General features: G+C 46.5%; 17 protein-coding genes and 4 tRNA genes. 14 read left to right on the forward strand and 7 right to left on the reverse strand.

Going from position 1 to position 12,700, the window contains the following annotated elements; genetic code table 11:
- The first annotated feature begins 3 nt into the window (after positions 1 to 3).
- The 4 genes from lolA to serS are packed head-to-tail and all read left to right on the forward strand — an operon-like array spanning position 4 to position 3,634.
- A complete protein-coding gene (lolA, locus tag EST55_RS02500; protein ID WP_129496386.1) occupies positions 4 to 606 on the forward strand; it encodes an outer membrane lipoprotein chaperone LolA in 603 nt (200 codons plus the stop codon).
- A 59-nt stretch (positions 607 to 665) separates the two neighbouring features.
- Positions 666 to 1,952: a replication-associated recombination protein A gene (locus tag EST55_RS02505; RefSeq protein ID WP_276318891.1), complete on the forward strand. Its 1,287-nt coding sequence runs from the start codon at positions 666 to 668 to the stop codon at positions 1,950 to 1,952.
- Positions 1,945 to 2,334, forward strand: coding sequence for a fluoride efflux transporter CrcB (crcB, locus tag EST55_RS02510; RefSeq protein WP_088768232.1), 390 nt, complete (start codon positions 1,945 to 1,947; stop codon positions 2,332 to 2,334). The genes EST55_RS02505 and crcB overlap by 8 nt, the downstream gene beginning before the upstream one ends.
- A 7-nt stretch (positions 2,335 to 2,341) precedes the next feature.
- On the forward strand, positions 2,342 to 3,634 hold the full coding sequence (gene serS / locus EST55_RS02515; RefSeq protein ID WP_129496388.1) for a serine--tRNA ligase: 1,293 nt from the start codon (positions 2,342 to 2,344) through the stop codon (positions 3,632 to 3,634).
- A 4-nt stretch (positions 3,635 to 3,638) separates the two neighbouring features.
- On the opposite strand, the gene EST55_RS02520 is transcribed toward serS, so the two are convergent.
- The 5 genes from EST55_RS02520 to EST55_RS02540 all read right to left on the reverse strand — a co-directional run bounded on the left by EST55_RS02520 (position 3,639) and on the right by EST55_RS02540 (position 5,646).
- Positions 3,639 to 3,968, reverse strand: coding sequence for a TusE/DsrC/DsvC family sulfur relay protein (locus tag EST55_RS02520; RefSeq protein ID WP_100692156.1), 330 nt, complete (start codon positions 3,966 to 3,968; stop codon positions 3,639 to 3,641).
- Positions 3,969 to 3,972: 4 nt separating this feature from the next.
- On the reverse strand, positions 3,973 to 4,239 hold the full coding sequence (locus tag EST55_RS02525) for a hypothetical protein (protein ID WP_129496389.1): 267 nt from the start codon (positions 4,237 to 4,239) through the stop codon (positions 3,973 to 3,975).
- The gene (locus EST55_RS02530) at positions 4,236 to 4,553 is read right to left on the reverse strand and encodes a DsrE family protein (protein ID WP_100692154.1); all 318 of its coding nucleotides are present in this window, start codon (positions 4,551 to 4,553) and stop codon (positions 4,236 to 4,238) included. Before EST55_RS02530 ends, EST55_RS02525 begins: the two co-directional genes overlap by 4 nt.
- A 3-nt stretch (positions 4,554 to 4,556) precedes the next feature.
- On the reverse strand, positions 4,557 to 4,901 hold the full coding sequence (gene tusD, locus EST55_RS02535; protein ID WP_129496390.1) for a sulfurtransferase complex subunit TusD: 345 nt from the start codon (positions 4,899 to 4,901) through the stop codon (positions 4,557 to 4,559).
- A gap of 76 nt (positions 4,902 to 4,977) precedes the next feature.
- Complete coding sequence (locus EST55_RS02540) at positions 4,978 to 5,646, reverse strand: Bax inhibitor-1/YccA family protein (protein ID WP_129496391.1); 669 nt, start codon at positions 5,644 to 5,646, stop codon at positions 4,978 to 4,980.
- A 232-nt stretch (positions 5,647 to 5,878) separates the two neighbouring features.
- Between EST55_RS02540 and EST55_RS02545 the strand changes: the two genes are divergently transcribed.
- From EST55_RS02545 to EST55_RS02590, 10 genes are all read left to right on the forward strand, one after another.
- Positions 5,879 to 5,970, forward strand: a tRNA-Ser gene (locus tag EST55_RS02545).
- A 114-nt stretch (positions 5,971 to 6,084) separates the two neighbouring features.
- A complete protein-coding gene (locus tag EST55_RS02550) occupies positions 6,085 to 7,038 on the forward strand; it encodes a DUF3667 domain-containing protein (protein ID WP_129496392.1) in 954 nt (317 codons plus the stop codon).
- A gap of 29 nt (positions 7,039 to 7,067) precedes the next feature.
- Positions 7,068 to 7,862 carry a thioesterase family protein gene (locus EST55_RS02555; RefSeq protein ID WP_129496393.1) on the forward strand — a complete coding sequence of 265 codons (795 nt, stop codon included), beginning with the start codon at positions 7,068 to 7,070 and terminating at the stop codon, positions 7,860 to 7,862.
- A gap of 4 nt (positions 7,863 to 7,866) precedes the next feature.
- Positions 7,867 to 8,460: a 3-methyladenine DNA glycosylase gene (locus tag EST55_RS02560; RefSeq protein WP_129496394.1), complete on the forward strand. Its 594-nt coding sequence runs from the start codon at positions 7,867 to 7,869 to the stop codon at positions 8,458 to 8,460.
- A gap of 212 nt (positions 8,461 to 8,672) precedes the next feature.
- Positions 8,673 to 9,347, forward strand: coding sequence for a LuxR C-terminal-related transcriptional regulator (locus tag EST55_RS02565; RefSeq protein WP_129496395.1), 675 nt, complete (start codon positions 8,673 to 8,675; stop codon positions 9,345 to 9,347).
- The gene (gene uvrC, locus EST55_RS02570; protein WP_129496396.1) at positions 9,319 to 11,154 is read left to right on the forward strand and encodes an excinuclease ABC subunit UvrC; all 1,836 of its coding nucleotides are present in this window, start codon (positions 9,319 to 9,321) and stop codon (positions 11,152 to 11,154) included. The genes EST55_RS02565 and uvrC overlap by 29 nt, the downstream gene beginning before the upstream one ends.
- Positions 11,155 to 11,178: 24 nt before the next feature.
- Positions 11,179 to 11,727: a CDP-diacylglycerol--glycerol-3-phosphate 3-phosphatidyltransferase gene (gene pgsA, locus EST55_RS02575; protein ID WP_129496397.1), complete on the forward strand. Its 549-nt coding sequence runs from the start codon at positions 11,179 to 11,181 to the stop codon at positions 11,725 to 11,727.
- Positions 11,728 to 11,823: 96 nt separating this feature from the next.
- A tRNA-Gly gene (locus tag EST55_RS02580) sits at positions 11,824 to 11,899 on the forward strand.
- Positions 11,900 to 11,905: 6 nt separating this feature from the next.
- A tRNA-Cys gene (locus EST55_RS02585) sits at positions 11,906 to 11,979 on the forward strand.
- Positions 11,980 to 12,004: 25 nt separating this feature from the next.
- Positions 12,005 to 12,091 (forward strand) — tRNA-Leu (locus EST55_RS02590).
- Between the two features lie 34 nt (positions 12,092 to 12,125).
- Here the strand turns inward: EST55_RS02590 and EST55_RS02595 are convergent.
- Positions 12,126 to 12,491 (reverse strand): YdbL family protein, encoded by a 366-nt coding sequence (locus EST55_RS02595; RefSeq protein WP_129496398.1) that lies wholly within the window; start codon positions 12,489 to 12,491, stop codon positions 12,126 to 12,128.
- Positions 12,492 to 12,509: 18 nt separating this feature from the next.
- Positions 12,510 to 12,695 (reverse strand): YnbE family lipoprotein, encoded by a 186-nt coding sequence (locus tag EST55_RS02600; RefSeq protein WP_100692147.1) that lies wholly within the window; start codon positions 12,693 to 12,695, stop codon positions 12,510 to 12,512.
- Positions 12,696 to 12,700: the final 5 nt, after the last annotated feature.

The following is a 12,700-nucleotide window of genomic DNA, read 5'->3' on the forward strand; positions in this document are numbered from 1 at the left end:
TTCATGAAAGCAGTATGGTTCGCCGCCGTTATGGCGGTATCAATGAATGCATTTGCCAGCGACAATAACTCGGATAAAAAAGAGCTGCAGCAGCTGTTAGAGCAAACTCAAAGTTTATCGGCAGAATTCGAACAGCAAGTGAAAGACGAGCAGGGCAATGTTCTGCAAAGTTTAAGTGGTACTATGACGTTAAAGCGCCCAGCGAACTTGTATTGGCACACAATGCGCCCCGATGAAACGGTGATGGTCGCAAACGGAGAGAAGGTTTGGTATTACAACCCGTTCGTTGATCAGGTCACTATCTATGCGCAACAGGACATGGTTGATAACAGTCCGTTGCTGTTAGTACTGGACAGTAACACCAACCAATGGCAGAACTACTCGGTAACTTATACTGATGAGCGCTATCTTATTAAACATAACAACGATAACAGCCAGTTAGAGTTGGCTTTCGATGGCAATAAGCTTAAAGAAATAACAATGGTACAGGCGCATGGCGAGCGTACTGAACTGATATTGAACGACGTGGCATTAAATACTCAAATTGACGACCAGCAATTCACATTCAAAGTGCCGGCTGGTGTCGATGTGGACGATCAAAGTTAATTGTTGTGGCCAGCCTTGATCTCGACTTTCAGCCTGATTTTAAACCTCTTGCGGCGCGTATGCGTCCGCAAACCATTGAAGAGTATGTCGGGCAACAGCATCTATTAGCCCCCGGAAAGCCACTGCGAGTGGCGGTTGAACAAGGTCATTTACATTCAATGATTCTCTGGGGGCCTCCGGGTACCGGTAAAACCACCTTAGCTGAGCTCATCGCCACTACCGCCAATGCCACTGTTAGTCGCATAAGTGCGGTTACTTCTGGTGTAAAAGACATAAGACAAGCCATTGAGGAAGCAAAGCAGGTTGCCCAACAGCAGGGGCGCCGAACGATTTTGTTTGTCGACGAGGTGCACCGTTTTAATAAAAGCCAGCAGGACGCCTTTTTACCACATATTGAAGACGGCACCATTGTGTTTGTTGGTGCGACTACCGAAAATCCGGGCTTCGAGTTAAACAATGCGCTGTTATCACGTGCACGGGTGTATCGCTTGCAGGGGCTTTCAAAAGCAGACCTTGAGCTGGCCTTAAAACGAGCGCTGGAAGATACAGAGCGAGGCCTGGGTCAGCGTGGATTAAGGTTAGAAGGTGAAGCCCGGGCAAAGCTGTTGGACTTAGCGGGTGGCGATGCTCGCCGACTGTTGAATTATCTGGAAGTGGTGGCCGACTTTGTTGAAAGTAGCAGTCAGCCTATTACGCCTGAGTTAATTACCGCAGCTATTGGAGAAAAGGCCACCGCATTCGATCATCAGGGTGACCATTATTACGATATTCTATCGGCGTTTCATAAATCGGTACGGGGCTCTTCACCGGACGGTGCCTTATATTGGTACGCTCGGTTATTAACGGGTGGTGGTGATGCTCTGGTGATTGCGCGCAGGCTACTGGCCATAGCCTCTGAAGACATTGGCAATGCCGACCCGAGAGCCTTGCAGTTAGCGTTAAATGCCTGGGATACGTACCACAGAGTAGGCCCGGCAGAAGGCGAGCGAGCGATAGCTCAAGCGACCATTTATTGCGCTTGTGCGGCAAAAAGTAATGCGGTGTACAATGCGTTCAAGAGCGCGCTCAGAACGGCGAAAGAACATAGCGACGCTCCGGTACCTGAGCATTTACGCAATGCACCCACCAAAGTGCATAAAGAGCAAGGCTACGGGGCTGACTATCAATATGCGCACAACTACCCGAATGCGTATGTACCCGGTGAGCGTTATTTACCGTCAGAACTCGCGGACATGACGTTTTATCAACCCGAGCCGCGCGGCTTAGAAATTAAGTTGCAGGAAAAACTGCGCTGGCTTCAGGATATGGACGCTAAGTCAGACTGGAAAAGAGAACCCGATGAATAACTTATTGCTGCATTTTTTCTGCGTAGCCGCTGGTGGTGCTGTTGGCGCCTCGGGACGTTACGCTATTGGCCTTGCAATGCAATCAATTGGGCTGCGGGCATTCCCTTTTGCGACGCTGACCGTTAACATATTAGGCTCTTTTTTACTGGGGCTGTTATTGGCATATGGACAACAACAATCCGTGTCAGAGACAACCCGCTTATTCCTTGGTGTTGGCGTTTTAGGCGCATTTACAACCTTTTCAACTTTTTCGGTTGAGGTTGTAACGCTGGCCAGCCAGGGCGAAATGCTAAAAGCCGCCTTACACATAGGCTTAAACGTAATTATCTGTATTGCTGCTGTTGTTGCAGCAATGATGTTGTACTCAACAACGGTTAAATAGGACACTCATGCTAGACGCTAAATACTTCCGTGAGGAATTAGACAATACCGCAAAAGCACTTGCTAAAAGAGGCTTCGACTTAGACGTTGCTAAACTCAGCAAGCTTGAAGAGCAACGTAAAGAGGTACAGGTACGTACTGAACAACTTCAGGCTGAACGTAATAGTCGCTCCAAAGCGATTGGTAAAGCGAAAGCAGCGGGTGAAGATATACAGCCGTTACTCGATGCGGTGAGCGATTTAGGTGACCAGCTGGATAGCGCGAAAGAAGAACTTAAAGCCATTCAGCTGGAACTTAACGACATTATTATGGGTGTCCCTAATCTGCCGGCAGACGAAGTGCCGCAAGGTGAAGACGAAAGTGAAAACCAAGAAATACTGACCTGGGGCGAACCTAAGTCGTTCGACTTTGAAGTAAAAGATCACGTTGATCTTGGCGAAGCGCTAGCCAAAGGGATGGACTTTGAAGCTGCAGCGAAGTTAACCGGTGCGCGCTTTGTTGTTATGCGTGGTGGCATTGCTCGTCTACATCGTGCACTGACTCAGTTCATGTTGGATTTGCATACTCAAGAACACGGGTACTTAGAAACCTACGTGCCTTATATGGTGAATCAGGACTCTTTACTGGGCACCGGTCAGTTACCAAAATTTGGTAAAGACTTATTCCACATTGAAGGCGAGTCACAAGATCAAATTCCAATGTCACTGATTCCAACGGCCGAAGTCCCGTTAACGAATTTGTATCGTGACGAGATAGCTGATGAAGACGAACTGCCACTTAAGTTTACCGCGCACACTCCGTGTTTCCGCAGTGAAGCCGGCTCACACGGTCGTGACACCCGGGGCCTTATTCGTCAACATCAGTTCGATAAAGTCGAGTTGGTTTGGTTAGTAAAACCGGAAGAGTCAATGGATGCTTTAGAGCAACTGACTGGCCACGCTGAGACGGTGCTGCAAAAGCTGGAGCTGCCTTATCGTAAGGTATTGCTCTGCACTGGTGATATGGGCTTTGGCGCCGCTAAAACTTACGACTTAGAAGTATGGTTACCAGCGCAACAGGCGTACCGTGAAATCAGCTCTTGCTCAAATATGCAGGACTTTCAGGCACGTCGTATGCAGGCTCGTTTCCGTCGTAAGGGCGCAAAAAAACCGGAGCTTATGCACACATTGAACGGCTCGGGTTTAGCAGTAGGCCGCGCATTAGTTGCTGTGCTGGAAAACTATCAGCAGGAAGATGGTTCAATAGTCGTTCCTGAAGTACTGCGCACTTACATGGGTGGTATTGACGTTATTAAGAGCTAAAGCCCTAAATACATTTAGCTGGTTTAGGCAGGCCCGCAATGCGTGTGGCCTGCTTAGCTGGGCCTTTGGGGAATAGTTTATACAAATAGCGGCTGTTGCCTTTCTCTTCTCCCAGTTGCTTCTTCATGGCTTTTACCAGAACACGCATTGCCGGGCTGGTATCAAATTCACGATAAAAGTTTTGTACGAAATTGACGACTTCCCAGTGAGCCGGTGTCATATCAATGCTTTCAAGCTCCGCAATATGCAATGCCAGCTCTTCGTCCCAATCATCAATGTTTGCTAAGTATTCGTGCTTATCGGTCTCGTACGTTTTGCCGTTGAATTCAATCATGCTATTACCAGGTAACTTGTTGTTGAAAGCTGAGTACCAGCTCAACCCACTCTGCGTCGGATTTTAACACAACGTAATTAGGTACGGTCGCTTTTGAGTTTTCAATATCACTTTTACGCGCATAAATAATCTGCAATACGGGGGAACTGTCAGGAAGGGTTCCTAGAGCGCTTTCTGACACTAAAAAAGCATCTGTTTTTCCGAGCAGGTGTTTGTGCGTTTCCAACCAAGCTGGCAGTGAACCGTCCCGTACCCAATGCAATGTTTTCATGAGAACTGCAGTACCTCGTCAAACTGTTTCAGGTGTTGCTTCAAGTTTTCTTTCGAAATAGTGATAGCCTCAATATTGGTCGGCAGGGTATTAGTTTTTATGGCCAAGCTCGAACATAGTGCAATAGGCTCAGCGTCCAATAACTCCAACATGGCGTAGCGTTTTGATGGTGAGCTCAGTAACACATTGACAGCATCATCAATAAGAATAAGCTGCACTGGTATATCAAAGCTTGCTAATGCAAGCGCAACATCAAGCGCTTCAGTTGCTATGTTAGGGGTATTGCTGCTTTGTAAAATGGCTATTTTCCTCATGGCTTAAAACTGTAACGTCCGGTCGCTTGTCGCTAGGGCTTTTGAGAGGGCGGTGAGTCCTGTTGCATCAAAGCTAGGATGAAAATCCTCAATGCCCAAACGCTCAGCAACGGTATGGCAAACGACCAAGGGAGTGCCGGACTGGTTTTTAAAATCACTCCATTGTTGAATCAGCGTCTCATTTTCTGCAGGTGTTTGCGCAACGGCGTGATCAACCGCTTGTCGGTAAAAAAACAGGCAGGTTATTTCATGCCCTTGCTTAATAGCATTCTTTGCAAAGGTCAGAGCATCCAATGAACGCTTCTGGTTCGATGCCGAGCTTTGAACAATAAGAGTGAATTTAGCCACACTTTCCAACCGTTAATAGCTTAGATACAAAAACGCCCCGCATTGCGGGGCGCATTACATTATGTGTAAATGACGATTACTCGTCGCCGCCAAATGCCATCAGTAATGTTAGCAAATTGACGAACAAGTTATAAATAGAGACATACAAGGTAACGGTTGCCAGTATGTAATTGCGCTCGCCACCGTTAATGATGTCGCTGGTTTGCCACATAATAAGCATAGCCATCAGCGGAATCATGATTGCTGACAAGGCTAAGTGCAGAGCTGGCATTTGGAAGAACAGGTTAGCGATAGCAGCAACGATAACCATGATGATACCGGCCGTTACTAAACCACCAAGCTTTGACATGTCCTTCTTCGTCGTCAGTACGTAAGCTGACGTTGCAAAGAAGGTAAGTGCAGTACCACCTAGGGCAGTTGCAACCATCTCACCGCCGCCTGGCATTGATAGGGCCATATTAATAATTGGACCTAAGGTGTATCCCAGAAAGCCTGTCAGAGCGAAGGTGAAAACCAAGCCCATAGCGCTGTCTTTGGTTTTATAAACACCAAAGAGCAGTCCGAAGTAGCCAACCAAAGTGAGAATAAGACCCGGGTGTGGCCAGTTCATTGTACTGCTAATAGCGGCAACAACAGCACTAAAGGCTAATGTCATTGCTAATAACGTGTAAGTGTTACGTAGTACCTTATTGACGGCCAGAGCCGATTCATTCTGACCGACATATACCTGACTGCGATTGTTCATAGATTTCTCCGTGTTGAACGACTGTCTGTTAAGACGCTTTATTATTAAAAAAGTTTCCTGAATACTACAGCATAAATGGGGGGTTAGGGCAGTAATTTCCAGTAAAAAGTAGACAGTTTGTCTAATAAACGCCCAAACAGTAGCTTTATTTAAATTTTTCCTTTACAAGCGGAATTTAGGTCTTTAATATTCGCATCGTTCTCAACGACGCAGTCATTGGAAACAACAATTCGGAGAGGTGGCAGAGCTCGGTTGAATGCACCTGACTTGAAATCAGGCGTGGGTTCATACCCACCGGGGGTTCGAATCCCTCCCTCTCCGCCAAATTTAAACAAAAAAGCCCAGCTCATCGAGTTGGGCTTTTTTGTTTCTCGTCAGTAAGTGCTTCATTCGACAATTCCTTAATTGCTGATATATTTATCAAAAACGGAATTTGTCATGAACACCTCGACCCAAAACCTTTGTAAGAATTGCGATACGGAACTCCACGGAGAATATTGCCATCGTTGCGGTCAGCAAGATAAGCAATATATGCGGAGTATTTTTGCTGTTGTTGGCGACTTATTTGGTGAAATAGGTCACTGGGATTCACGCTTTTACCGAACGCTTCGCGGGCTTTTTCTTAATCCGGGCTTTTTGTCACTGGAATTCGTTCAAGGTCGCCACGCCTCTTACGTACCACCATTAAGACTCTATTTCTTTATCTCATTAATTGCTTTTATGGTGATGACGTCGTTAATTGATATCGATATCAGACCACCGACACCAGAAGACATCGAGCGCGTTAACCAAGTTCAGCAAGATGTGCAGGCATCGTTGCCGGATGAGGCAAAAGGATTGGTAGTAAGCAGCGCAGAGCCTTCTGAACCTTTACGGCTTTCTTTAGATGACACCGACATTCCCTTTCTCAGTGAGGCTGAAGAAGTTGAATTGGAAATAAAGCTAAGGCAATTAGCTGATAACCCAGCACAGTTTACGAAAAAGATCATTTCGATGACCCCTCAAATGATGTTACTTATGCTGCCGTTCTGGGCGTTGTTCTTAAAACTTATTTACCTATTTGGGCACCGCTATTACCTCGAACATTTGACGGTGGCGCTTCATACGCATGCCTTTATGCTGTTGACGTTAACACTAGTTACCATCATAAGTCAGGCCGTATCACCGCTTATTGGCGTTGCTGGTTGGAACTGGGTTGCGACCATCGGTGATTGGGTCACTGATTTGTTCATTATTTGGCTTTTTGTCTACCTATTTATTACTCAGAAGCGCTTTTATCAGCAGAGCTGGCCCCTCACCGCGGTAAAATACCTCATATCTGGCATGGTTTATTTTGCGCTATTAACATCATCCTTTGTCATTATGGTGATAATTGGTATTCTTAATAGTTAATTCAAACAGCTGTTTAACAGGGAAGCACCATGCAATTTCATGAGACGTTAGCGTTAATAGAAAGTGACAAGAACAACCAAACGATAAGTCTGCCTGAAGGTTGGGCACAAGGGCGAGCGCTTTTTGGTGGTTTTAGTGCAGCAATAGCAGCACAGTTCTTATTGCAGCAATTCCCGAAGGATTATCACCTGCGTAGCTTTGCTATTTCTTTTGTTGCCCCGGCAGCACCGGGAGATGCAACGCTAAATTATCGGGTGTTGCGCCAGGGGTCCTCAGTTTTGCAAGTGGCCGTTGAGTTAACGCAAAACGATGACGTCATGCTTGCAGGGTTAGCGAGCCTGGGTAAGGGGCGCGAATCGTCAGTGTCTGTCAGCGGAGAAAATCCGCCTGACTTAAAGACGACTAACGATGGGCCCGGCCTGCCGGAAGCCGATATTGTTCCTGAGTTTGCTAAGAACTTTGACTACCGCATTACCTCCGGTGGCATGCCGTTTAGTGGGCAACCGGGCAGAAGCTTTGGCGGGTGGGTGCGTTTTAGACAAGAGCAACAACAGCTGACCATTGCCGCTATTCTCGCTTTAGTCGATGCCTGGCCACCAGCTGTATTGCCGCACTTAAAGCAGCCGGCACCGGCGTCTTCATTGACCTGGACCATAGAGTTTCCGGATAAGCCACTGGAAAACTTCAATACTCACAACTGGTATCAGTACGAAGCGTTTATTGAGCATGCTGAAAATGGTTACGGGCACAGTCGAGCAGGCCTCTGGTCAGAAAAAGGCGAACTCCTCGCCATAAGCCGTCAAACCTTCACTGTATTTGCTTAACTCTATGCAAACAACTGCTCAGTCTATCAGGCAACACCTTATCGATACTCAACCAGGCTTCGATTTGGTGTTGTTACAATTGACGGAAAGAGCGCCGCTTAAGCCTTCAAATACTCCAGTCATTGATGCTTTACCGAGAATTATTATTCGGCAAATGCTGTCATTGAAAGCGTCTGCAACAATCATTGAACGCACTGAGAAAGAAGCAAAGTCGTTAGGCTTACAGTCGATTGCTTATTTACCAGCCGATAACCTATTAAATTGCGGAGTGAGTCGCACGAAAGCTGCCGCAATTCAGAGCGTTGCTCACTGTCAGCAAACCGAGCCGGAAAGAATCGCAAGTTGGGCGAGTATGTCCTCAGAAGAATTATTGAAAGATGTGACGAAGTTAAAAGGGATTGGTCCCTGGACCGCGTCAATACTCGCGATGTTTCATTTTGCGCATGAAGACTTATTTCCTATTCAGGACTCCTCGCTAAGAAAAGCCATAGGCCAGCTTAAAGAGCAAGATGTCTTTATTATTCCCGAAAGAGCCACGCCTTACCGGACTTATTTAGCCTGTTATTTGTGGGACATGTTAGATCAGTCCCGCCGATAAAGACCACACCAACCGAGTTGTGTAGAAACTCAGAGTTAAAGTTGTTGACGTAGGAACCGTGCAAATTTACGCGTTACCGTAAAGGTTTGTAAAAGCCATTTGCCAATCGTTAAAAAACTGTTGAATATTCGCTCCCGAATTCGGATAAAGCGGTACGAGTTCATCAATTTAAGGACAATCATATTACCAATACGCGATAAGGAACGTGGCTAATGAACCGTATTATTTTGGCAATACCCAACCCGATTACCAGTGCTGGTATGGAAACGGTAATACAGCAGCATTTTCATACACAAATTGAAGTGGTTAGCTCTATGAACGATTTGAGACAATGTTGCTATAAATACGACGATGCACTGGTTATTCTCAGTAGTCAACTATCAGGCGTTGCAACGGTTGAGCACTGGCGGCGCATAAAAAGGCGTCATGTCGACTTACAGCTCATTGTGTGGGGCAGGAGCCAGCAGGATATTCTCAATTTTCAATGCAGTGTGAGCCAGGTCGATGGCTATTTACTGGAGTCATCGAACAGTAAAGAGTTAGTGCAAGCGCTCAAGACGCTGAAAACCGGTAGTATTTATGTGGCAGCTCCCGTTGCTGAATACTTAGCGAGCAACCCTCGCAGTCGCCACAAACAAGACATGGTTGACTCTCTATCGGAAAGAGAGCTGCAAGTCGCGCAAATGCTGAGTCGAGGTATTCGCGTTCGAGAAATAGCGAAGCATTTATGCATCAGCAGTAAAACAATTAATACCTTTCGTTACCGCATTTTCTCTAAACTTGGCATTGATGGTGATGTACAATTGTCACATATGGCAATTCAATCGGGTCTTGTTGACCTAATCCAGTTTGAAGGTAATGACAGACAGCAATTCAATAACCTTTAATTACAAAGACTTTCTTCGGAACCTGACTCATCAACCCGGTGTATACCGTATGTATGATGAGTCGGGCGACGTTATTTATGTTGGAAAGGCGAAAGATCTCAAAAAGCGAGTGTCCAGTTACTTCCGCGAAAAGGTCGATGCGGTTAAAACGCAAGTGCTGGTGAAGCAAATAGCGTCAATGGATGTCACTGTGACCGACACGGAAGCAGATGCTCTTATTCTCGAAAACAGCTTTATAAAAAAATACCGACCGCGCTACAACGTTTTACTACGCGATGATAAATCTTATCCTTATATTATTTTGACGTCTCACGAACACCCCCGGCTGGGTTTTCACAGAGGTGCGCGCCGAGAGAAGGGCGACTACTTCGGACCTTTCCCAAACGGCAGTGCGGTGCGCGAAAGCCTGAACTTGATGCAGAAGTTATTTCCGATTCGTCAGTGTCAGGATTCCTATTACCGAGCGCGTACTCGGCCTTGTTTGCAGTATCAGCTTAAGCGCTGCCTGGCGCCTTGCGTGAGCAAGTGTACCGATGACGAGTACAACGAGCAGGTTCAATTGGCTAAGCACTTTCTCAATGGCAAGAACCAACAGGTTATTGATGAGCTTGTAACAAAAATGGAACAGGCCAGTGAAGCGCTGGAGTTCGAAAAAGCAGCTCGTTTTCGTGACCAAATAGCGGCACTTCGTAAAACTCAGGAGCGCAACTCGGTTACTGGCGCCCAGCAAGAGCTTGACGTTATCGGTATGGCTCGTGGTAACGGCATGACAACTATTCAAATGATGTTCATTCGGGACAATCATTTGCAAGGGAGTCGCAGTTACTTTCCTAAAGTGCCAGCGGATACGAGTGACGAGGAAGTTTTGCGCGCATTCTTACTGCAATTTTACCTGTCTGATAACGCCGGTCGTAAAACACCGAGAGAGATTATTTTACCGGACTCAGTAGAACCTGACGAGGTATTAGCGCAAGTGATGGGGCAGGCGCTAAATCGCTCGGTTAAAATGCAAAACAATGTTCGTGGTGAACGGAAACAGTATCAGCAATTAGCGGCAAAAAACGCGGTGAATGCCCTGGAAAGTCGCTTAAACCAGCAAAGCACCATGAACCGTCGTACGTCGGCCTTGCAACAGGTGCTGGATTTTGGCGTTCCGATTCAGCGTATGGAGTGTTTTGATATCAGCCATACCATGGGCCAGCAAACGGTCGCTTCTTGCGTGGTGTTTGACCAAAACGGGCCGAAGAAATCCGACTATAGGCGCTACAACATTACCGGAATTACGCCAGGCGATGACTATGCAGCGATGGCGAAAGCATTGGCGAGGCGCTATGACAAAGCGCGGGAACAGGGCAATATACCCGACATTCTCTTTATTGACGGTGGCAAAGGGCAGCTATCCCAAGCTGAAAAGTACTTTGAAGATTGGGGCAGTGACGCCCCCATGCTGATAGGGGTTGCTAAAGGCGAGTCTCGCAAGCCAGGGCTCGAGACGCTCATTATGGCCGGCAGCCACGAGACCATTGCGCTGAATAAAGACGCCAGTGCGTTGCATTTAATTCAGCACATTCGTGACGAGTCTCACCGTTTTGCAATAACCGGACACCGTCAGAAACGGGCGAAAGTGCAGAAAACATCGACATTGGAGAAAATAGAAGGTATTGGTGCTAAACGTCGACAAACGCTTTTGAAAAATCTGGGTGGATTACAAGAGGTAAAAAACGCTAGTATTAGTAAACTTTCTAGCGTGCCCGGCATTAGTCAGGCCATGGCAGAAAAAATTTATTACTCGTTCCGGGATGAGTAAAACCAAATAAGGAAACAGCGGATAATGAAGTGGAATATCCCTAATATTTTGACCAGCTTTCGGATTTTTCTGATTCCGGTATTTCTGGTGGTGTTTTACTTGCCCTTTGAAGATGCACGCTTTTGGGCGGCGTTTATTTTCTGGCTGGCTGCTATTACTGATGCGTTGGATGGCTTTATTGCGCGTCGTTTCAACCAATTCACTAAATTCGGTGAGTTTTTAGATCCCGTAGCCGATAAAGCCATGGTGGTGGCTGCGTTGGTGGTGATAGTTGAAGACTTTAACGCCGCTTATATAACGATACCTGCGTTGACTATGATTTGCCGAGAGTTAATTGTTAGTGCATTGCGCGAGTGGATGGCACAAAGTGGCAACCGTGGTAAAGTCGCAGTATCAAATTTGGGTAAGTTGAAAACCATTGCGCAAATGGTCGCGCTTATAGGTTTAATTTGGAACGCGAATATCTATATTTTCTGGATTTCTATTGTTTTATTCTACGGTGCTTTCGTTTTGACTGTGTGGTCAATGTGGGAATATTTACGTGGCGCCAGCAAGGAATTGACCAGAAATTAGCAGCTTTGCCGTAAATTTGCGCAAACAGTCATAAATTTGATAAAAAGTCATTGACTGAAAAAGATTAAACAGTAGAATGCCTCGGCAGATGACGGTGCGGGAATAGCTCAGCTGGTAGAGCACAACCTTGCCAAGGTTGGGGTCGCGAGTTCGAATCTCGTTTCCCGCTCCAAATTCTGGCGGGTTGGCAGAATGGCTATGCAGCGGATTGCAAATCCGTGGATCTCGGTTCGACTCCGGGACCCGCCTCCATTATTCGAGAACACTTCTTTGTAGTGCCCGGGTGGTGGAATTGGTAGACACAAGGGATTTAAAATCCCTCGCTGGTAACAGCGTGCCGGTTCAAGTCCGGCCCCGGGCACCAATTCCGATTTATATCTTAGCTGAAAAAAGAAGCACTAAGGCTTCTTCTTCCACTGGCCATCAACTTTCACGTAATGTCCTGGCTGTGTGCGTTCAATAGCACGCTTACCGGCCAGTAGCTCAACATCAGCAACGGCAATGTCGTTTTCTTCTGCTATGCGGGCGTACTCCTGACGTCTGGCTTCATTTATTTGTTCTGCTATTTGCTTTGCCTGTAATGAAGACGTCACAACGCCTAAGTAACCGTTTGGTTGTTCGCCAACCCAACCTTTATCTTTAGCTGCTGACAGCTGTTCCATGGCTTCTTGTAAGGTAATTTCCTGCGCGTAACTTGCTGTCGACACAGTCATACCCGAAATAGAGAGTAGGGCGACAAACGCGCTAATTGTTAGTTTTTTCATGTCACAATCCTTTGAAAATTAAAATAAACCACTCGACTCTGAAATAACGTCGTCGAGTGCTTTGTCGACTTTGACGTAAATTTCGTGCTCAATTTTTACGTTCAAATTAATGGTTATCGGCTCTTTCGGAGCCGCCACCTGAACTGTTGGCGTACAGGCGGACATAAGCAGCGCAGATGCTGTAATGACTAGCAGATGTTTCATATCGT

It is taken from the genome of Idiomarina sp. 29L (assembly GCF_004123135.1).
Taxonomy (GTDB): domain Bacteria; phylum Pseudomonadota; class Gammaproteobacteria; order Enterobacterales; family Alteromonadaceae; genus Idiomarina.